We start from the raw sequence: 20,596 nt of genomic DNA, 5'->3' as shown, positions 1-20,596 counted from the left end.
CAGCCCCTCTGCAGGTCCGCCAGCAGGCGGCGGACGTTGGGCCAGCGGAAGTCGAGCCGGCCGACGCCGGCGCCGCCCCGCCACTGATCCAGGCGGTTGGCATTGACGACGCGGGCGCGGGCACCCTTCAGCGCCCGCTCACGCTGGGCCACGAGGTCGCGGAGCGGCCCGCTGTCCGCCACCGCCGCGGCCCCGTGGCGGTTGAGCCCCTCGGACCAGGCGGCGACGAAGCGCTTGAGCGGCTCCTTGAACGCCGCCCCGTGCCGGGCGCCCAGCTGCCACAGCGCCTCCGGATCGAAGGGGTCTTCCCGCTCCTCCGCCTCCGCCCGGCGCGCCAGCGCCTCGCGGTAGCGCTCGATGTGCCCGGCGTCGACCCCTTGCGGGTCGCCGTGGCGCTCCCGGCGGAGCTCGGCGAGATAGAGGTTGTAGAGCAGCGGCGCGCCCTCCATGTGCAGGGAGAAGCGTCGGGCCATCGCCACCAGCTCGCGCAGCGACCCGGGCGCCTGCCCGACCTCGGGGACCTCCCACAGCCACCGCGCATCGCCCAGCGCCGTGGAGCCCTCGCGCACCAGGTGGGCCAGCAGGCTGCCCGGGACCGCGGACTCCATGCGGTCGCGCAGGAACCCGGCCTCCTCGGCAGTGAGCGCGAAGGTCGCCGTCTCCAGGAGCCCCTCCGGAGGCCCCGGTAGCTGCGGATGCCAGGTACGCTCCGGTGCCTCTAGCTCGCCGGCGTCGTCCGGGCGGGCCGAGCGGAGCCCCGCGGCGAGGCGCTTGAAGTGCCGGTGGTACCACCCCTGGCTCTGGCGCGGGCCGAAAAGGCCCCAGCGCACCAGGGCGCTCCAGTACGCCTGGCTCGGCAGCCGCGACAGCCGCTCGCGCGCCTCCGCGCCGATGACGCCCTCCTCCTCGCCGCCGCTGAGGAGCGCCTCGATGACGCGAATCTCTAGCTCGCGCGCCTCGGCGTCGATGTCCTGGACCTGCCGATACCGCGCCTCAAGGCGCCGATAGAGCCAGGGGATGAAGAGCACGTAGCGCAGGCGGGCGTGCAGCGTGGAGGTGCCCGGGAACAGCGTGTCCGAGAAGAACTCCCGGACCGCCCCGAGCCCGAGCTCGTCGATGGTGCCCTGCTCCTCGAAGACGTCGAGCACGCGGCGGACGTTGTCGCGGTCCGAGGCGGTGAGGTCGAGCCAGGTGAGGGAGGCGGGGGTAGCGGTCATATGGCGTCCTTATCCTTAAGCTCGAGTGAGTCCTGTCCTTGACGAGCCGAACCCAAGAAGACGGATGATCGCTCCGCACTGCTGCCAAGATCGCGCTCACTCAAGATGACGGCGCGCTCCTGATCACGGAGGTACGGGTATCGGCTACCCATCGCAACATCTTACCTCGCTCTGGGTGTGGGTGTTGCGCTTGAGATTTGTCAGTCGCAAGGTCGTTTCATTTCAGCGCCATCATCCTCGAGAATGCGATACAACTCTTGTATCTGATCCCGTGAGCCGCTGTCATCAGCGTACGTGAAGACCACTCGCTCTTCTGCTCGAGACAATGCGACGAAGAAATTGTTCGTCTCTTCTGTAGGGTTCTTTCGGTAGTTCCAAAGGGACTGATCATGCAAATCGACGAAAAAAACTGTATGGTATTCTAATCCTTTTGATTTGTGAATCGTCATAAGGTCAACCTGATTGCACCCTTCGAGCTCCCCCACAACATCGCCCCAACTGGTCAGACCTTTTTTGCTCACCTCGAAAAACGCATCAAAAGACTCCAGCACACGATCCAGAAAATGACGATCCTCATACTTCGGGACAGAGCTACAAAACGACTCTTTGTCTACAAACCCAAAAAGCGTCTTTGACAAGTTTTGACTTTCTGCATCGACCGGAACCTGGTTTTCGGTAATATGCCGAAAGGAACGAACCAGACCGCGAACTCGCTTGTTTACCTCTAGAACGCCACGATCACTTGTTAAATCGGCACCAAGTGCTTGTGATATTGTCTCTTGGCATTTCTGATAAGGAACGCCATAACGGTAACCAATCGCAAGTTTGATAATCGATACCAGCAGCTGGAAGACCTCGTCCTCGAGCAGATCTTGCAACTGTAGTGGTCCGAAGTATCGTGCAGCATTTCGTAGGCGCAAACCTTGCTGCGTGAAAGCTTCTTCTAAACGCCCTTGAAGGTCTTCCGCTTTCTGTCGCGTCAGGATCACGAAATCGGCGGGTGATCTGCTGTGCCAATCGATTTGATCCCGAATGAAGCCAGCAACCGCCTTAGCTTCTTGATACTGATCAGGAAACCCCCAAACCTGCACAGCATTGGGTGGTGCTAGTTCGTCGGACCGCGCGCATTCGGTAAGAACAGCGTCTTCATCTATCTCGAAACTAAGGCGGTTTATGAGCTGCACGATGCGCGCGTTGGACCGATGATTCATGCGGAGGCACTCTAAAGAGGCATCGAATTTATCTTGGAATAACCCAAAAATGTCAGGAATGGCCCCCGCGAAACCCATGATTCTCTGTTTCGTGTCGCCGACTGCGGTTGTGCTTACTTCAGAGCCGCAAAAACCGTTCACGATCAATTCGAGTTGCGTAGGTGTCGTGTCCTGGAACTCGTCAAGAAAAACATGAGAATATGTGAGCTGCAACGCCTTTGCAATCTTCGGATTTCTATATAATATATAATTTGCTAATGCCCGGATCATGGGGAAAGAAAGTTTCGGCGGGTGGGCTTTCAGTTGCCTTTCCCACCAAGCGCGAATTGCCCATTGCTCTAAGGTGCATGGTTTTTTAAGCGTGTCCCGCAGAAGGCCCTGCGGATCACCATGTTTGTGGTTAAGCCGCCCAGGATGAAGACCCAGAAGATCGTATTCACTGCCTAGGTCAGGCGGTGGTTTGCACTCATGGAGGAATTGGTCCCAGTCTTCCTTCCGCGGGAAAATAACTTGGTAATTTGCCTCAGGGCGACAATGCTCTGGTAGAGCTGCGCGAAAGCGGTCGACGATACGTTTGGCGAAAGCATCGAACGTGAGGGAGTCGAATCGAATGGCAAGCTCATCTCCACAGCGCGTTGCAACGCGGTGACGCAATGTCGCGGCAGCATCGACCTTGAAACTGATAGCTAGGATACGCCGGGGATAGGGGCACGCGCCTGTCGATAAGAGGAACATTGCCCGTTGAGCCAACAACTCGGTTTTTCCTGCGCCCGGTCCCGCCACCACACAGGTGTTTCCTCCAGAGCGTATGACCTTTTCAGCTGTCTCCTCAAGCGCGATTCCCGGCGATGGTTGCCACTCGTCCGGCCGGACCTTGGTTCTCATCATTCTTTACCCCCCGTCTCAGAGGGCCAAGCTGTATCAGCAATATACGCATCCAACTTCCTCACCAGCCTCTTAAGCTCCGGTGGGCACCCGTCTCGCATTGTGTCTGTACTGAGACAACCGATGCCAGCGTAGTGGGATGCAGGCTTGCTTCTAGACTTGAACAGAGTCCGGTAGGCTCGAAGCTGCCTGAAACTTACCTGTTCTTCCTCTGGGAGCCCATTGTACGCCGGCAGGCCCACGCCGCTGCCGTGAAAGATAGATCGAAGTATTGCGTGCTTTTCGTCTTGGTCAGGCTCCTCGGTGCTTACATTATAAGCCTCGGGAAATGCACGGATCATTGCGAAGTCAAGGTCCAGAGGGTACGAGAAGTATACGTTCTGCTCTTCGAACCACTCTATCCACTTTTTAAGCGCATTATGGTCAAGGTTATTGTCGTGCTCATCGGACTGAGATATTAAGTCATCAAGCTCCTGTTCATTTCTCGGAGGAGACAAACGAGCGTCCCGATGTTCTCGCAACCACCTCAACGCGTCTTTCAGCCTCTTGGGCCCCGCCTGACATCTTCCAAGGTCAAAGTCCAACAGGGTTAAATGTGGGATTTGTAGTTGGGCTAGCAGCCGCCAAAGGTGGCCGGCGTATCGGCTACGGAGCGGGACGAACGCCACAAATGATGGGTCTAAAGATACACCTTGTGCCTCGGCTAGACGAGGAAGAACGATTTCCTCGGACTCGCCCTCACCCAAGACGCAGGCATTTGCAAAATAAAGCTCTGGATTCGCGATTAAGGCTTCTCGGATAAACCGATAGGCAGCCTGATCGCTTTCGGGAAGCAGTATTTGATTAACGACAGTACCACGAGCTGGCTCTTTGATGTGTAGATGGCGAACGTTTTCAGGTTCACTGCGCCGTAGAATGCTTGGCGAGTGGCTTGTAACGAGGGCCATGGCTTGTTCGCCGGCCGATATGTGTTGCAGCACACTCATTAAGCGTGGAAGATAAAATGGCGCCAGATGATTTTCTGGCTCTTCTAGGACGAAGATTGTAAGCGTTGGGGGATCGTAATCCAGTTGCGTAAAGCCCTCGGGTTCCTCACCGGGCTCGGCGTAGGCTAACTCCTGCTCTAACTTATACAATGTTACCGCGAGAGCGAAGTAGAACAGGGATGACTGTCCCTCACTAAGTTCTTCGAGATCACGATCTCGACCCCCGGGTCCTGGCTCAAATGAGACTGTAAGCTCCCGAATTAGCTTTTCGAACTGCCTGGCAACAACGCTAAAGCGGGGCTGGCCGTCAAAGTTTCCTCGGTGGAGATGTTGCCATTCGCTACTCAGCATCTTAGTAACATGATTAATTGCGGAGTTACTATTTAACTCTCGCTCCAAGGCTGCGGCCTGCTCGAATGATCTGTTCTTCGTCGTTTCGTCCCAATCCGCTGTCCGCTCTAGCCTGGCCAGAAGTTGCTTAAGTGCTGTGCGTGAGACGTTGCCACCATGCCGCGCTGCTGGGATATAACGCAGTTGGATAAGGGCTTTATCTGCTGCCTTAAACCGCATCTTGTCCGGATGCTCGTCGCCGGGATAAATTTCGCAGCTATCGGAAAGAATCCAATATATATCTGCGTCTACGTCGTCCTCGAAGGACTCATTCCTTCGCCACTGAGCCTCCAAGCGTATTCGCGCTTTGAGAGATCCGTCCGATTGGGTTATGAACATATCATTGAACGCTGCGGGCACCGTGCGTTTCGCACCCTCCGTAGTATCCTGGTTATCGATTTCAGGAAACGCGAGGGTGGCCTCGATGTAAAGCCATCTTTTATCGATTTGCTCCTCAGTCTCATCTGGCGCGAAATGAAAGTCGCTTTTTTGGATAGCCCGCTCTCCGCGGACAGGCGAGAACAAGCGCTGTAAGGCCTCAATGAGTGCTGTCTTGCCAGAGCCATTTGTGCCAACGAGCGTTATGACGTGCGGTGACAAGGTTGTGGTAGTAGGCTCAGGGCCAAAAGACTTAAAATTCGATAACGTGACGCTTTCAATAAACATTTTTAACGAGGTCTTGCTGGTCTCAAGAATCAAGCGCAACAGTCTTCGAGAAGGCCTGAATCGCTTCATTCATGGCCTCCTCGGGCGTTCTGAAGTCCAGCACCTTGCCCGGTCGCTGGTTGAAAAGCCGGGCGATATCGTTGAGCGGGGTCTGGCTCAGCTCGCTGAGGTCGGCTTCCTTGGGCAGGTACGGGCGCAGCAGGCCGTTGGTGTTCTCGTTGCTACCGCGCTGCCAGGGCGCATGCGGGTCGGCGAACCAGATCGACCGATTCAGCCGCTGGGCGAGCCGCTCATGGCAGGCCATCTCGCTGCCCCGGTCGTAGGTCAGGCTCGGGCGCAGGAGCGCCGGCAGGCGCCTCATCGGCCGGTGGAAGCCTTCCAGGGCCGCCTCGGCAGTGCCGTCACGCATCTTGCTCAACACTACATAGCGGGTCTTGCGCTCGCCGAGCGTGCCGACCGAGGAGCGGTTGTAGGCGCCCTTGATCAGGTCGCACTCCCAGTGGCCAGGCATCGGCCGCTGCTCGATGGCCTCGGGCCAATAGGCGATGCGCAAGTGCTCCGGCGCCATGGAGCCGCCCCGCGCCGCGGTGCGCCGCTGCTGCCCGCGCTGCGGCTTCTGGCGGCGAAGCGCCCGGATCAGCTCCTGCTTGAGCGAGCCCTTGGGATGGGCGTCGATCGCCGCGTCGATGGTCTCGTGGCTGACGCGAGCCTCCAGATCCTCGGGGTTCATACGCGCCAGTCTGCCGACAATCAGCTCGGGAGACCACTGCCCGTAGCACAGCCGGTCGAGGACGTAGCGGTTCAGCCATCCGCCCTCAACCAGCTTGGCGGGGCGACCACACCATCGCCGTCGAGCTCGGTACTGCTGAGCGCCCTGCGTCGGGCAGTACGCGGTCTCGGCCGCGGGCGCATGCCCGCGGGCCAGCTCTCGGGTCACCGTCGACGGACTGCGCCCGAGAAGACGGCCGATCGCCCGCCCACTGCTGCCACGGCTGCGCTCACTCAAGATGACGGCGCGCTCCGGATCACTGAGGTGCTCGTATCGGGTATCCATAGCAACATCCTACCCCAATTCGGGTGTGGGTGTTGCGCTTGAAGGTTGAGCCTACGCGTGCTGTCATGGAAATAAATATACATACGCTGAGTCGCGGACTCATAACCGACTCTACGAATGGCCTCCGAGCGGACATGGATCCATTCCACCATCGCCAAAACTCTCTACAATAACCCGATTGCACCGCAGGCTGAACCTTGAACCGCCCGCGCATTTCCTGCCTAATCGCCTTTATTGGGACGGAAGCTCCTGCGCCTCATCGCCGCTCTCCTCAGCTGTCGCCGACTCATCGTCCTCTGGATGGGGGTCTAACTCCTCGCGCAGGACCTTAACGTCCTCCGCAGCGTCGATGGCGAGGGCCACCCGGTTTCCCTTGATGCGCGAGACCTGGATGGTGATCTTGTCGCCGATGTGCATGGCCTCTTCGACACGGCGGGTGATGATCAGTACGACTCCTCCTTGAGCTGTCGCACTCGTTGGACATGCGGTTGCGCCGGGGAAGGACCGGACGCTTCCGGTGCTCGGCACGTGATCGTAGCGAAGGTATCCTGCACAGTCATGAGGGTTGGGTGGGTGGCAGCTCTTGCAGCACTTCCGCCCCCGGCTTCGGCCTCGACCTGACGGCAGCCCCAGGTCGCGGCCACCGCACCGAAATCCTGGCGCTGTGCGACGACAACCTCGTATATAGCCGTGCCCCGGTTTTCCCCAGAACCTGTGGAAAAGTCTGTGGAGGAGACTCCTGATCCCGGCGCAACGAGCCGGATCGCGGCGCGGTGAGCAATGCGTAGCCACCGACCACGCTTTGCAAAGTCAGCAAGTTACGCTTGACATCCGGCATCGGACGATGTGCCGCGCTGCCTGCTGGCCACCTGTGCAGAAAAAGGTCGGGCCGACCTCCAACAAGGACCGCCCAGGCGGAGAGCTGGGACGACCTCCACGGCCATAACCGCCCTGCTCAGCCATCGAGGACAGCAACCAGAACGCCCACCACCCACAGCTCCTCGAGCGCCGCGCCGGTCAGCACGATGTCCTCGTAGCCTGGCTCCAGGGTGTCGCACGCCAGAGTGATACGGCTGTGCTGCCACCCGGCCTCCGGCTCCGCCACCTTCTCGCTTCGGTAAACCTTCACGGTCAGCGCGCCGCCGTGGTCCGGGTCCTGGATGTCGCGGTGGTGGACCAGCACCACCCGGCCGTTGCGCGTGCCGCCGGGATTGGCCTGGAAGAGGCAGTAGGCGCCGCTCGGGATCCGGCGGCTCATCGACTCGCCCTCCACCCGGGCGACGAAGTAGCCGGGCTTGGCCTCGAACGGCTCGGGGAGCACGGCCCACGTATCGAACGCCGAGAGATCCGCTCCACCCTCGAGCCCGCCGGCCAGCTCATAGGCGGCGAAGCCGCCTGCCGCGGCCGGCAGGTCGACGAAGGGGACAGCCCGGTCTTCCGGGCCCACCTCCTCCCGCGGCCTCAGCCGCAGAACCCCCGGGTCCGCCTCTGAGGGCTCCGGCTCCACCGCCGTCTTGAGCTCGGACTCAGCTCCCGAGGCCAGTGACGGCGCCTCTGCCCCATCGCCCTGGGGCGCCATCGCCCGGGCTACTTGCTCTCTGAAGTAGTCCTGTGTCTCCGGATCGGTGCAGTAGATGAGGCATCCCTTCAGGCCGCGGCTCATCAGGGTCCGGTAGGTGTTTTTGATGATGGCGTCGGCACGCGCCTCCGCCTCCGCGGGAGCCTCCTTGCGCGCTGTCTTGTACCCTCGGAGCGATCGGTCCGTCCCGGCGCGCTGGTCCGGCTGGGTGATCACGCGGCCGTTGCGGACCACCAGGTCCGGGCCGATGATCACCCCCACCACGTCGAGTTCCAGGCCCTGAACGGTGTGGATGCACCCGACCTGGTCCACCGATCCCGCCTTCTCCAGGTAGAGGGGGCCGTCAGCGTCCAAGTTCCACTGCATGTTGAAGCCGTACTCCGGAAGGCAGATATCGTAGGCGTCTGGCTTTTTCTTGCTAGCCCAGTCCCAGCAGTAGCCGGCCACCACGCGGGCGCGCTGCCCGGCGGCATCGTGGGCGCGGATGCGATCCCGGAGCTCATTCGGATCGTCGATGACCTCGAGGTGGTAGTCCAGGCCGGCCAGATCCTCCTGAGCGGTGTCGCGGATCTGGAGGACTCGGTCCAGCCAGGCCAGATACCCGTCCGAGCCGTTGCAGCGGAACTGGGACTGGAGCACCGCCCGGTGGACGGTGGCGCCCTGGTCGGCGGCCCAATGCTCGATCTCGTCGATCGAGCCGATATCCTGCCAGGTCACCTGCTGCGCCGGATCGATGAAGAAGACGCTGGCGCGGGCGGCACGGATCATCTCCTTGATCTGGTTCTCACCGGCCTGCCCAGCATAACGATCCTTCTCGACGATGCGGTGGGCCTCGTCGATGATCAGGGAGTCGATCGCGTCGCGGCTGCTGCCTACGAAACCGCCGGTGCCGCGGAACAGGCTATCGATGCGCTTGACTTTGAGGGTCCCCTTGAGCCGTGCCTTGTAGACCTCCCGCGGGGCGCGGTTGCGGGTTATAAACTGCGCGTTCTGTCCCCGGTTGATCAGCTCGGCTAGCAGGTTCACGGCCACGACGGACTTGCCGGTCCCCGGCCCGCCCTCGACGATCAGCACCTGCTTGCCGTTGCGCCGTCCTATCTCGGCCACCTCCAGCCCTGCCTCGTAGGTGACCTTCTGGTCATCGACCATGACGAACTCGCGGTTGCCCTGGATCAGCCGCGTCAGGGTGTCGGCGAGCTCGCGCGAGGGACGGATCCGGCTCTGCTCCAGCTGATTGAGAACCCTGTGCCGGTCTCCCCGGTGGATATAGCGCTCGATGAAGCGCTGCAGTTCGCCAACCTGGTTGCGCAGGAAGGCGGGCGCCTCGTGGAGATGCTCGCGGTAGCGAGGATCCCGGAGCCGGCCATCCTTGCAGTTATGCAGATAGGCGCAGGGCCGCAGCTGGATCGGGACCTCACGGACGGAGACGTTGAAGTCTTCGAGCAGGGCCGCGTAGCTCCAGGCCTGGTAGGAGGGATGCGGGACCTCCCGGTGGGCGCCACCGACAAAGGTCCGGACGATGCCGTCCTTGTCGGTCGGCTCGGCCTCCTGCCACTGCTTGAGCTCGATGACGACGGCATTGGCCTGGTCTTGGCCGTCGAGCCCCGAGAGGATGAAGTCGATGCGCTTGGCGGTCTGCGGGATGCGGTACTCGATGGCGACGCTAGCCTCCGCCGGGATCGAGTCCGGCTCGAGGACATTCTTCATGTAGGTGAGCGACTGCTGGAAGGCATCGATCTCCTTGGGGGAGACCCCGCCGATACCGCGAGCCCGCAGCGCCTCGGCGACCCGCTCCTCAATGACGTTCTGACCGACGTCACGCAGGAACCGCTCCTTGTCCGCCTGGTAGACGAGCATGCCCACATTAAGAGCGCGGATACCAGGCCGACGTCAAGCCTCCGGCAAGACGGCATCACCTCCCGCGGCGCAGCATGAGCGAGGTGACCTCGAGGGACAACGGGACACCCCGCGGCTTGAGGGGGGCATGGGGGCGGGCGTCTCTGTCGACCTGTCACGGGGCTACGGCGCCCCGGTCAGGTTCGACGAACTCGGCACCGCGCCAGGACGAGGCCTCAGCCCTATAGGCGTTGCTGATTGATAATAATCATATTTGCGGTTGTTTTTTATAAGAAACTGCCGGCTCCCGAGGAGAAGAATGCAGCAGACCTGGTACGATCCCGTCCGGAGGTATCTTCGTCGAAAATCCCCAAGGAGCCTCGGACCCCATGGCCACGACGCCGATGTCCTCCACCACTCTCCAGGAACTCCTCGCCACCATCCTGGCGCACTACGCCGATGCCCGCACTAGCGACCCCTTCGGCAAGGAGCATGAGCTCTGGCAGACCTTCGAGCAGATGCAGCAGCTCCTCGAGGCGCACCCGATCGTCCAGGAGCACCCCTCGGTCCAGATCACCTGGTCGGTGGGCCGCGGCAACTGGGCGCGGGTGCCGTGGCTGGCCTTCCTCGACGAGCGGGAGACGAACACCACGCAGCACGGTGTCTACGTCGTTTACCTCTTCCGGGAGGATATGAGCGGGGTCTATTTGACCTTCAATCAGGGGGTGACCGATCTCCAGCGGCAACACGGCACGCAGGAGGCCCGCTCGATCCTACGACGCCGCGCCGCGCAACTCGCGGGGCTCCTGCCGGAGAGCGCATCCGCTTTTCGGACCGATGGCACCATCGACTTGCGCACCCAGGGCAACCTCGGCAAGGCCTACGAGCACTCCACCATCGCCTATAGGCTCTACGAGGCGGGCGACCTGCCGGACGACGAGGTCCTCTTCGCCGACTTGGAGGCGCTCTTGGACGCCTACGAGGCCTACATGAGCTCCGACCTGCGCCGCACCCTGGTGGAGAGCCCGGCGGAGCCTGCCACGACGGAGGATCCAGACCCTCCACCTCAGCCAAGCACCCACTTCGAGCTAGCCACCGGTTTCCAGGAGCTGCGCGACCGGATCCAGGCCGAAGGCTTCATCTTCCCCGACTGGCAGCTGGCGCAGTACGTGACGGCCCTGCGCACCAAGCCGTTCGTCATCCTCGCCGGCATCACCGGCACCGGCAAATCCAGGCTGCCCCGCCTGGTAGCGGAGTACACCGGCGGCAGCGCCGAACTCATCCCCGTCCGGCCGGACTGGACCGACAGCGCCGACGTCCTCGGCTACACCGACCTGCAGGGCACCTTCCGGCCGGGGGCGCTGCTGGAGGTCGCCCACCGTGCCATGGGGGCCGACGACGCCCACGAGGTCGCGATCCTCGACGAGATGAACCTTGCACGCGTGGAGCACTACTTCGCGGAGGTCCTCAGCCGCATCGAGGACCGCCGCCCCGCCGCCGGGGGTGGCTACGCCAGCACCCCGCTCCTTCAGGGGACGCTTCCGGCACACGATGCCGAGTGGCAGCAAGTCCACCTGCCGGCCAACCTGGCCCTGGTGGGGACGGTCAACATGGACGAGAGCGCGCACGGCTTCTCCCGCAAAGTCCTGGACCGCGCCTTCACCCTGGAGCTCTCCGAGGTGGCGCTCGAGCGCTGGGCGCCTGAGGCCCAGGGCGAGGCCCCGCACCCCCAGCCGTGGCCGGTCAGCGCCTGGCAGCCGCGGGCCGCCCGCCTCGCCGATCTGGATGGCCTGACCGCGGCGGAGCGGCACCGGATCCAGGAGGCCATCGACGAGCTGGTCGCGCTCAACCGCATCCTCGCCCAGGCCCAGCTCCAGGTCGGCTACCGCACCCGCGACGAGCTCGCGCTCTTCGTCCTGCACGCCGAGGCCCTCCGCTCCTTCTTCCGCAACGGAGAGGACGAGCCGGTGGAGCCTCTCGACTTGGCCCTACAGATGAAGATCCTGCCGCGCATCGTTGGCGGCAGCGCCAGCATCCAGCGGGTCCTGATTGGCATCCTCGGCTGGGCTTATCGTGGCACGCCATGGACCGAGGAGGAGGACGCCCGCGACCTCCTGGAGCGTTGGGCGGAGACCGGCCGGCCCGGCCGGATCGCCGGCGCCCGCTACCCGGGGCTCGCGGCGCGGGCGTGCCTGATGTGGGACCGGCTGACGGCCGAAGGCTTCACCTCGTACTGGCTCTGAGCTGTGGCCGAGCTCTTCCGCATCGAGACGGACCGCGTGACGCTCATCCTCAGCGGCCCCTTGCCGGAGCACGCCAAGGGGCCGACGGGGGCGTTGCGGATCTGGCCCCAGCGGCGGGACCTCACCCTGAGACCAGGCACGGCGCGCGCCGGCGTATCGGACGCCGTAGCGCGGGACCCGGCGGAGACCGCGGGCCCACCCCTGCACGAGGAGACGGCCTACGACCTGTGGCTCAGCAGCTACCACGGCGAGCGCGTCGAACTCAGCCACCGCGATCCCGCGCTCCTCACTCATCTCCACGCCGCACCCGGCAGGGCGCAGGCCTACGGCCATATCAACTTCGGCGGCCAGGTCGGGCTGAGCCGCTTCAGTGTCCGGGTCGACGGCAAGCCGGAGCTCGACCTGGAGGTGGAGGTCTTCCCGACGAAAATGGCCTACCGCGCCGACTACGTCGCCATGCGCGAGGAGGTCCACGCCTTCGCCGCCGGGCTGGCGCTGGAGTACCTGCGCGCCACCCACTACGGCAGCGCCACCGCGCGCCACCGCCCCAGCGGCCGGCTGGAGTGGCTGGCCCTGCTCCGGCACCTTGTGGGCCAGCTGGAACAGGCCCTGCATCACGTCGCGCAACACCCGGTGCGCAGCCTGCAGCGCCGGGACCGTCCGGTTCGTGCCGAGGCGGTGCGTCGGCCGGATAACCGGGTGCGCCGGGCCTTGCGAACCGGCCGCGGCCAAGGCGGTTGGGCAGGCCAGGTCCAGGGAGGCCTACCAGCCCGACAGCGCGTGCCGGAGCAGCGCCCCGTGCCCTCGCTGGATACCCCGGAGCACCGTTGGCTGGCACAGCAGCTGCGGCGGATCCGTCAGCAGCTGGCCCAGATCGTCCAGGACGAGCGCCATCGGCAGCGCCAGGGCCATCACGCGGGCTCCGGCGGCGCCCAGCGCGACTGCCAGGCCCTGGCCGAGCTCGCGGCGCTGGAGCGTCGCATCGCCACCCTGGAGCGCCTGGAGCCACTCGCCGAGGCCGGCGGCCCACCCCCGCCCGGGTTTGCCTCCCTCCGGCTGCAGGGATCACCGGGCTACAAAGAGGCCTACCAGGTCCTGCTCACCCTGCGCCAAGGCATCAGCATCCGCGGTGGACCAATGGAGCTCTCGGTCAAGGACATCCATCAGCTCTATGAGTACTGGTGCTTCCTGGCCCTGCTGCGCACCGTCGCCGAGGTGCTCGAGCAGCCCATCCCGCCCGAGCGGCTCCTGACCGTACAGGCGGACGGCCTGAGAGTGCGCCTGGCCCGGGGCCGCAAGCATACGGTGCCCTTTGACCTCCCGGGCGAACGCCGCCTGGAGGTGGTCTATAACCCGAGTTTCCGGGACGGGGGCACTTTCCTCCCCCAGCAACCGGATTTCGCCCTGACGCTCAGGGATCCGGCGTGGCCTACAGTGCGTCTGGTCCTAGACGCCAAGTACCGGGTCGAAGACGATGCCGCGACCCGCGAGCGCCTCGGCGCCGCCAGCCCGCCTGCCGACGCCGTCAACGTCCTCCACCGCTACCGTGATGCCATCCTGGAGCAGGAGGGCTCAGGCGCAGGCCACCCCTTAGGAGCGGAGCGCTCGGGCATTGGGGGCTCTGCCGACCAGGGTCGCCCGACGGCGCAGCGGACCGTGATTGAGGGGGCTGCTCTCTACCCGCTCGATGCGGACGGAGCGGCGGACTTCGGCCAGACGCGCCTTTGGCAGGGCCTGGAGCGCCTTGGGGTCGGCGCCCTACCCTTCCTGCCCGGCTCCACCCACTGGGTCCGGCAGTGGCTGCACCACGTACTCCAGCGCTCCGGGTGGCGCACGGCAGAGGCCGTTGTCCCCCACAGCGCGGAGCGCCAGCGCCACGCCTGGCACCGGCTTGCGGCGGAGGTGGTGCTGGTTGCGGTCCTGCGCCCGCAGGAAGAGCGGGCGCACCTCGACTGGATCGCCCGCGCCCAGCGCTACTACACGCCGTGGACGCCCAGCCAGGCGCGCCAGCATCAGGCCGGGATCGTGGCCTTCTACACGCCCGCCTCGGTACGGCCTGGGGACGAGCCGGGGGCGGTCATCCACTGGGCGGAAGTGACGGGCATCGAGGTCCTTCCCCGCGAGCAGATCGCTACGCCCTGGCCTACCCGGCGGGGCGCTGACAAGCTGCAGGTGCTCTACCACCTGGGGCCGCTCCAGGCGCTGGAGGCACCGATCATCAACCGCGACGGTGGTCGCGGGCAGCGCTTCTCCACCAACCGTTGGTCTTCCCGGCTCGCCTTCCAGCGCGCCCGCAACATTACCGAGCTCCTCCTGGAGTCTGCCCCGGAATGGGCCCTGTACGAGGCGCTTCGGGCGCGGGGCGCCGATCTCGAGCTCCGGGCCTTGCCGCCGCGGGATCCCGCCGCCGCGGGCCGGCGCGCTCGGGTCGCCTTCCACGTCGCGGGACGCCGGGCGCACTACCTCGACGGCGAGCGCTTTGAGGTGGTGGGGTCCAACGGCAGCCGGCGGGAGCTGCCCCGTGAGGCTGCGGCAGAAGCACTGATAGGCGCGCGGGAAGATGGCCCACTCTAAGGCGGTTTCCCTGGAACCCATGGAAAAATCTGTGGAAGACGAACGCACTCGCGACGACATGCGGCGGCTCATGGCACATTGATTAGAGTACGGAGAGCCGAACCGGCCTTGAGGAGCCACCCCCAGCATGCAGGACAGCAAGCAGGACCCGGCGATCCGCTGGTACCACGAGCGCGCCGAGCATGTTGCGGACGACTATGAGTCCCTCTCCTTCCCGGACGTCCACAACTGGCTCATCTACCGTCTGCCACCTGGTGGCGATAGCACTGTCCTGGACGTCGGCGCCGGCTCCGGGCGTGATGCCGCCTGGCTCGCCGAGCGCGGCCACGAGGTGGTTGCAGTCGAGCCAGCAGCAGCCCTGCGCGGCGAGGCCGCCCGTCGCCACCCCCACCCGCGCATCCGCTGGCTTGACGACCAGCTCCCCGGGCTTGAGGACGTCCACCGCCTAGGCCTGTGCTTCGATGCCATCCTGCTCAGCGCAGTCTGGATGCACGTACCGGAGGGGCAACGCGCCCGCGCCTTCCGCAAACTCATTACCCTGCTCAAGCCGGGCGGGCTGCTGGCCTTCACGCTGCGCCTGGGCCCCGAGGCCCCGGAGCGCGGCCTGCGTGCAGTCTCGGTAGCCGAACTCCGTCAGCTCGCCGCGGGACACGGTGCGTACGTCGAGCACGTCGGCGAGAGCGCCGATGCCCTGGGCCGTCCGGAGGTCTCCTGGGCCGAGGTGGCCATCCGACTACCGGACGACGGCACCGGGGCACTGCCCCTGCTGCGGCACATCATCCTGAACGACGAAAAGAGCGCCACTTACAAGCTGGCGCTGCTGCGCTGTACGTGTCGCGCGGCCGATGGCATGGACGGCCTGGCGCGGTCACCCGGTGATGACGACGACGGGGACGGCCGCGTCGAACTACCACTGGGCCTTGTGGCAATGATCTGGGTCCGGCTCTTCCTGCCGCTGGTCCGTCAGCGCCTGCCGCAGCTGCCACGCCACGACGGTACGCCGCGTGGCCTCGGGTTTGCCGGCGACGGATTTCGCAAGCTCCTCGACCTCGACGTGGCGCCCGAGGAATTGCGCATCGGCGTGCGCTTCTCCGATGATCGGGCGCGGGCGCTGTCCATGGCACTGCGCGAGGCAGCCGAAACCATCCGCAATATGCCCGCCCACTACACGACCTTTCCGGGCGGCGACCAAGCAGGATCAGCAGGTTCCGGAGTGGTGCTATCGAACCTATCCGAAGCCAACGGCTTCAGGTGGCGGCCGTAGCCCTGACTGAGCCTATCCACAAAACCTGTGGAAAACTCTGTGAAGAAAGGCGCGCCGCTGGCGGCGATTAGCGGCTTCGAGGTCGATTGGACAGAGATTATCCAGCCCGCACTAAGCGGCGAATCAACAGGTTATGAACACCGCCACGGCGATCAAGCAGTTAGCAGCGTCAACCGGCGGGCCTGTGCAGAAAACGTATCGTTGAGGCAAGGGCGGATGGGGGTTGACTCCACACCGCACACGATACGGAACATCCCTACACTTTGGCCTTCGCCGACGACCTGAGCCGAGACGACCTCGTCCGTATTCTCCGAGACCTCCCACCGGGGCATCCGCTGGAGCAGCCACTGCTGGTGTATGCCACTGCTGGTGTATATTGCCAGGGTTTATCGGAACATCGCGGAGGCGGAGGTCCGCCATGCTCTCGAGCAAACTCGACCGGATCCTGGACGCCGACCGAGTCGAAGACGTTTTCGCCAATAACTAGCACCCAGCACCAAAACCCGTGACCGACCCAGCCGGCGAACTCACTATCCGACCGTTTGTCGATGACGACTGGCCTCAGGTCTGGGCCGTCATCGAGCCCGTCCTGCGCGCCGGGGAAACCTTCCCGTTCTCACCGGAACTCGACGAGGAGCAGGCCTACCAACTGTGGGTGACAATACCCACCGCCACCTGGATCGCCGAGGACGAGCACCTAGGCCTGGTCGGCTCCTACTACCTCAAGCCCAATCAGCCGCGCCTTGGCGACCATGTCTGCAACTGCGGCTACATCGTCGCCGAGCCCGCCCGCGGACGAGGCATCGGTGGAGCGCTTTGCCGTCACTCCCAGCGCATGGCACCGCAGTTCGGGTTCCGAGCCATGCAGTATAATCTGGTCGTCGCCACCAACGAGTCGGCCATCCACACCTGGCAGCGCAACGGCATGACGGTGGTCGGCCGCCTGCCCGGCGCCTTCCGCCATCCGATTCACGGTCACGTCGACGCGCTGATCATGTATCGCTCGCTTTGATCGCCCGACTGATCAACCTGACACCCCCCGCCCTGAGAAAGTGCCTATCTACCATCGGAGGGAGTAGACCGATGCGTTCCTTCAAAGCAACCTTGAGCGTCATGGTGCTCAGCTTGGCCCAGGGTAGATGTAGAAAGCGGTGACACGCACTGGTTCACCGAAGCGCAGATCCTCGATCCCCCGACCAATCTCCAGATGCTCTGGGTCTTCGATAGCAAAGAGATCCAAGGACGAGGCGAACGCGGAGCAGCCGTAGGCCCCCACTAGTACTCCCCGCCTGAATCCACCGAGCGGTCGGCAACGTCCTCTAAAGCGCATCACCATCGCGGAGTACAAGGACCCACAGACCGCGGGGGCCGGGACCCGCGGTCTGCTCGGGCTTGGGGATCAGAAGGAAAACTTCGAGCCTGCGGACTTACCTCCACTCCAATCGCCATCACTCACCCGTTCGCGGAGGATACTGTCTAGCCCCGGTTCCTCTCGACTCACCTGACCCCCCAGGAGACCACTCGGTCGTAGAGCGCGCTCCTGCGGATAACCAAGCTCTCTGGCTCTCCCCTCAGCCAGGGCACGTCGGGCTCACCGCCAACCTCCTCGATCAGCCCGAAAGGCATGGCGAAGCGCCGTACGGTGCGGACCGACCAGCAGCTGTGCACAATCCGCTCGGGAGAGTCGCTCGGAAACAGTGCCTCTTCCTCGTTAACCTGCCGAAGAGCTGCCGGGAAGGCCTGCGAGAAGCATCGCTGGTAGAACGAGACCGGCCTCGGCTCGTCTCCGAAGCGGTGGAGGAGATACAGGAAGAAGGCGAACGAATCCTGCACGATCCTCAGATCGGGCCACCCATCGGCATAGGCCCAGTTGAACTGACGGCAGTAGGCCTGGAGCAGCGCGTGGTAGATCGCCGCCCACTCGCCCTTGCGAAAGCGCTTCTGAGTTGCGCGGGTCGCCTTGAGCCGGCCGCGCTCCTTGCGCATGAACCGCGCCAGACCGGCCGTGACCTTAATGAGGTGGAGCTCGAGGAAGTCGTCTTCGTTGCGGATCACCCCGGGGAGCCACTCCCGCTTGAGCCCTTCCGCCTTCAGCGCCTCCTTGGCCTCGAAGACCACAGCACGCGGCAGGTTTCCTTTAGCCGTCAGCTTGATTCCTTCCTCGCCGGCCGCATCGACAATGACCTCCAGGAGCCGGAACGCCGTCGCAGCGGGGCGCGCCTCGATGCCCTCGGCGAAGCGCACCAGATCCGGGGCGTCGAACGGCGCATGGAGAAGCCGGTGCATCTGCTCTCGGGAGAGCCCCTGAAAATCAGACACCGGCGACTGATTGAGCTCCGCCACTTTCTGCGCCACGGCATCCTGAAGCTCCTGCTCGGACGAGAACGGCTGATCGCCGAGCGCCCGCTCGAGCTCCGAGCGGATTGCCCCGATGGGCGAGGGCTGTTCGTCGTTGGAAGGCGAGTGGCCATTACCCATTCAATGCTCCTCGTTCGCTCGCGCGCCGCGCAGGGGCGGCTCGTGCTGCGGAGACGGCGCTGCCCAGCGCAGCTTGAGCCCGGTCACGCCCGGGGACGCCGTCCCTCAAACATCGCCATACCCAAGGATACGCCGTTCTCACCTCCGGCAGCGATCCGTACCCGCCCGTGCCAGCTCCGCGAACTCATGCCCCTGCCAGACGAGCTCCAGGATCTTCTGCCGGTACTCCGCCGAGTACGGGGGACGGTCCTGGCTCATGGTGGATACCTCCTCTGGTCAAACGGTCAGGTATCCACTGCAGCGGGTCAAGCCCACCACGCCCATGACCCGGCTGCTTATCGCACGCACGCCTCACCCTGCTCTTTGATATCGCCCACCCGCGCCGGTCCGAGGCCATGGATTGCATTGAGTTCCGAGACCGAGGACCAAGGGCGAGCGTCGATGATGGCCTCGGCTCGGACCGAGCCGATGTGAACGATCTCCTCAAGCGCCTCGGCGGAGGCCGCGTTGAGGTCGATGCAGCCGACCTCCGCCTCGATTGCCGGCGGCTCCTCTGCAGGCACCCCAGGCGCGGCTTCGGCCTCACGATCGCCCGCGACGACTGGACCCTGCGCCTCGGTGCGTGCCTGCCACTCACCGCCGCTGCAGCGCATGCGGATGGTGCCGTGGGCGCCGGTGCCAAGCATCTCGGCTCCCGCGCGCTCAACCCGCTCGAGCACCTCACCGTGAGGGTGGCCGTAGTGATTCCCCTCGCCGTACTGGGTCACGGCGTAATCCGGGTCCACGGCCTCGAGCCAGCGCTGGCCCGTGGATGTGCGGCTGCCGTGGTGGCCGAGTTCTAGGACGTCCGCATCCACTTCCATGCTGGAGCTCAGGATGCCGAGCTCGCCGCCGGTCTCGATGTCGCCGGTGATGACCGCTGAGCACCCACCCTCGCTGACACGCACGACGATGTTGCGGTCGTGGAGGTGGCTACCCTGGGTGTCATCGCCCGGGTGGAGGGCCGTCACCTCGAGGCCGCCGAGCGCCTTGGTACGGCCGCGTGTCGGTTCGACGTAACGGGCTTCACTGTCGAGGGCGGCGTCGAGGAAGGCCTCAAAGGTCTGGGTGGTGTGCTCGTCGCCGTTGTACCAAAGCGTGTCCACCGGCTTGTCCTCGAGCACAGAGATTAGACCGCCGGTGTGGTCGGCGTGGGCGTGGGTGGCGACGACCAGATCCAGCTGCCGGATGCCCTTGTGCCGGAGCGGGACGATGGCGTCGTCCCGGGCTTGGCCGCCGTCGATAAGGACGTGGTGGCCATCGGCAGAGACGAGAGTGGCGTCGCCTTGTCCGACATCGAGGAAGGTGATCGACATTGAGGCGGCCACCGGGGCGCTCATCAACAAGACCGGGAGAAGGGTGGCGCTCCGGCGTGCGTCTCGTCGCAGTCGAGGAGTCATGGATCGGCTTCGTATCAGGAGGCTGACCTCTTACCGTGGCGGAACGCCTTGGGCATCGCAAGGTTTTGTCGCTGGCCTGCGCCGGGCATGCTGAACACGGGGACGGGATGTCCGCGGTTTGTGACGATCAGGGAGGATCGATCCATGAGGAAGCTAGTAAGTTTTGTAGGAGCTGCGCTCGCCTTGCTGTTCGTCTGGGTGGGTGTGGTGATCGCCGGCGCCTATGCGGAGGAGTCGCAGATCATGACTGAAGAGAGCTCGCGGCCAGATACTTCAGCGGCCGAGACGGCGACGGTGGATGCTATCGATGAGGGTGTGGCTCGACTGATCGTCGGGGCGCATCCATCCGCGGTGTACAAGGTCGCGGCCGATCGACTGCCGGAAGGCGCCGAGGAGGGCGCGTCTCTGCGGATTGAGGGGGTGCTGACGGACGGCCTGGAGCACGCGAGCCTCACGCTCGAGCCGATGGAGACCGAGCAGCGGCGCAATCGGGTCCGGAGCAAGCTCGACAGGCTGCGCGGGCGTAGCGATTAACCCAACGACGCTTTCAACCCCCTGGCTTTAGCTCGTGCACCACGACAAATTCCGCGATGCTTCGGGGCAGCAAATCGTTTCCAGTGAAGGTTTGGCCAGGCCCGACTCAGGAAGAAGCTCTCGGCCCTCTCCCGAAGTAGCGCGCCACCGCTGCGATAACCGCGTCTTGGTGGCGTTCAGCGTCATCCGGAGTCCAGGAGAAGGGCCCCTTCGCGGATCGTGTGGGTGTCAGCGGCTTGC

At 64.3% G+C, this 20,596-nt stretch carries 12 protein-coding genes and 1 pseudogene; 5 read left to right on the top strand and 8 right to left on the bottom strand.

All coding sequences use genetic code 11. The annotated features are described in order from the left end of the window. Window positions 1–23: 23 nt before the first annotated feature. The 6 genes and pseudogenes from LRF89_RS11270 to LRF89_RS11245 form a co-directional block, all read right to left on the bottom strand. Window positions 24–1,217, bottom strand: a pseudogene (locus LRF89_RS11270) (DUF6361 family protein); the annotation flags it as partial. 200 nt (window positions 1,218–1,417) lie between these two features. Continuing rightward, window positions 1,418–3,313, bottom strand: a complete 1,896-nt coding sequence (locus LRF89_RS11265) for a UvrD-helicase domain-containing protein (protein ID WP_238637145.1) — start codon at window positions 3,311–3,313, stop codon at window positions 1,418–1,420. Next, window positions 3,313–5,424: an ATP-dependent nuclease gene (locus LRF89_RS11260; RefSeq protein ID WP_238637144.1), complete on the bottom strand. Its 2,112-nt coding sequence runs from the start codon at window positions 5,422–5,424 to the stop codon at window positions 3,313–3,315. Before LRF89_RS11260 ends, LRF89_RS11265 begins: the two co-directional genes overlap by 1 nt. Continuing rightward, window positions 5,378–6,409: an IS30 family transposase gene (locus tag LRF89_RS11255; RefSeq protein ID WP_238637143.1), complete on the bottom strand. Its 1,032-nt coding sequence runs from the start codon at window positions 6,407–6,409 to the stop codon at window positions 5,378–5,380. The genes LRF89_RS11260 and LRF89_RS11255 overlap by 47 nt, the downstream gene beginning before the upstream one ends. A gap of 231 nt (window positions 6,410–6,640) precedes the next feature. Then, window positions 6,641–6,937, bottom strand: a complete 297-nt coding sequence (locus tag LRF89_RS11250; RefSeq protein ID WP_338018523.1) for a carbon storage regulator — start codon at window positions 6,935–6,937, stop codon at window positions 6,641–6,643. A 427-nt stretch (window positions 6,938–7,364) separates the two neighbouring features. Beyond that, entirely contained in the window at window positions 7,365–9,845 is a 2,481-nt protein-coding gene (locus LRF89_RS11245; protein ID WP_238637141.1) for a DNA/RNA helicase domain-containing protein, read from the bottom strand. 368 nt (window positions 9,846–10,213) lie between these two features. Between LRF89_RS11245 and LRF89_RS11240 the strand changes: the two genes are divergently transcribed. The 4 genes from LRF89_RS11240 (at window position 10,214) to LRF89_RS11225 (ending at window position 16,917) form a co-directional block, all read left to right on the top strand. Beyond that, window positions 10,214–12,067: an MrcB family domain-containing protein gene (locus LRF89_RS11240; RefSeq protein WP_238637140.1), complete on the top strand. Its 1,854-nt coding sequence runs from the start codon at window positions 10,214–10,216 to the stop codon at window positions 12,065–12,067. Between the two features lie 3 nt (window positions 12,068–12,070). Further along, the gene (locus LRF89_RS11235; protein WP_238637139.1) at window positions 12,071–14,641 is read left to right on the top strand and encodes a DUF2357 domain-containing protein; all 2,571 of its coding nucleotides are present in this window, start codon (window positions 12,071–12,073) and stop codon (window positions 14,639–14,641) included. 127 nt (window positions 14,642–14,768) lie between these two features. Beyond that, window positions 14,769–15,905 carry a class I SAM-dependent methyltransferase gene (locus tag LRF89_RS11230; RefSeq protein WP_238637138.1) on the top strand — a complete coding sequence of 379 codons (1,137 nt, stop codon included), beginning with the start codon at window positions 14,769–14,771 and terminating at the stop codon, window positions 15,903–15,905. A 505-nt stretch (window positions 15,906–16,410) separates the two neighbouring features. After that, a complete protein-coding gene (locus LRF89_RS11225; RefSeq protein WP_238637137.1) occupies window positions 16,411–16,917 on the top strand; it encodes a GNAT family N-acetyltransferase in 507 nt (168 codons plus the stop codon). A gap of 485 nt (window positions 16,918–17,402) precedes the next feature. Here the strand turns inward: LRF89_RS11225 and LRF89_RS11220 are convergent, their stop codons facing one another. Then, window positions 17,403–18,383, bottom strand: coding sequence for a hypothetical protein (locus LRF89_RS11220; RefSeq protein WP_238637136.1), 981 nt, complete (start codon window positions 18,381–18,383; stop codon window positions 17,403–17,405). Between the two features lie 335 nt (window positions 18,384–18,718). Further along, window positions 18,719–19,738, bottom strand: a complete 1,020-nt coding sequence (locus LRF89_RS11215) for an MBL fold metallo-hydrolase (protein ID WP_238637135.1) — start codon at window positions 19,736–19,738, stop codon at window positions 18,719–18,721. Window positions 19,739–19,966: 228 nt separating this feature from the next. Here LRF89_RS11215 and LRF89_RS11210 point away from each other — a divergent pair, with 228 nt between their 5' ends. Beyond that, window positions 19,967–20,356 carry a DUF3006 domain-containing protein gene (locus LRF89_RS11210; protein ID WP_238637134.1) on the top strand — a complete coding sequence of 130 codons (390 nt, stop codon included), beginning with the start codon at window positions 19,967–19,969 and terminating at the stop codon, window positions 20,354–20,356. Window positions 20,357–20,596 lie beyond the last annotated feature (240 nt).

Origin of the sequence: Halorhodospira sp. 9621, assembly GCF_022228055.1 — a bacterium.
In the GTDB taxonomy this organism is placed as follows: domain Bacteria; phylum Pseudomonadota; class Gammaproteobacteria; order Nitrococcales; family Halorhodospiraceae; genus Halorhodospira; species Halorhodospira halophila_A.
Note: the sequence above shows the minus strand (reverse complement) of the source record. Positions and strands in the feature narration are given on the sequence as shown.

Coding starts and splice junctions, on each gene's coding strand:
- LRF89_RS11240 (WP_238637140.1), top strand. CDS start 10,214: ATGGCCACGACGCCGATGTCCTCCACCACTCTCCAGGAACTCCTCGCC.
- LRF89_RS11260 (WP_238637144.1), bottom strand. CDS start 5,424: ATGAAGCGATTCAGGCCTTCTCGAAGACTGTTGCGCTTGATTCTTGAG.
- LRF89_RS11220 (WP_238637136.1), bottom strand. CDS start 18,383: ATGGGTAATGGCCACTCGCCTTCCAACGACGAACAGCCCTCGCCCATC.
- LRF89_RS11245 (WP_238637141.1), bottom strand. CDS start 9,845: ATGCTCGTCTACCAGGCGGACAAGGAGCGGTTCCTGCGTGACGTCGGT.
- LRF89_RS11265 (WP_238637145.1), bottom strand. CDS start 3,313: ATGAGAACCAAGGTCCGGCCGGACGAGTGGCAACCATCGCCGGGAATC.
- LRF89_RS11210 (WP_238637134.1), top strand. CDS start 19,967: ATGAGGAAGCTAGTAAGTTTTGTAGGAGCTGCGCTCGCCTTGCTGTTC.
- LRF89_RS11255 (WP_238637143.1), bottom strand. CDS start 6,409: ATGGATACCCGATACGAGCACCTCAGTGATCCGGAGCGCGCCGTCATC.
- LRF89_RS11215 (WP_238637135.1), bottom strand. CDS start 19,738: ATGTCGATCACCTTCCTCGATGTCGGACAAGGCGACGCCACTCTCGTC.
- LRF89_RS11230 (WP_238637138.1), top strand. CDS start 14,769: ATGCAGGACAGCAAGCAGGACCCGGCGATCCGCTGGTACCACGAGCGC.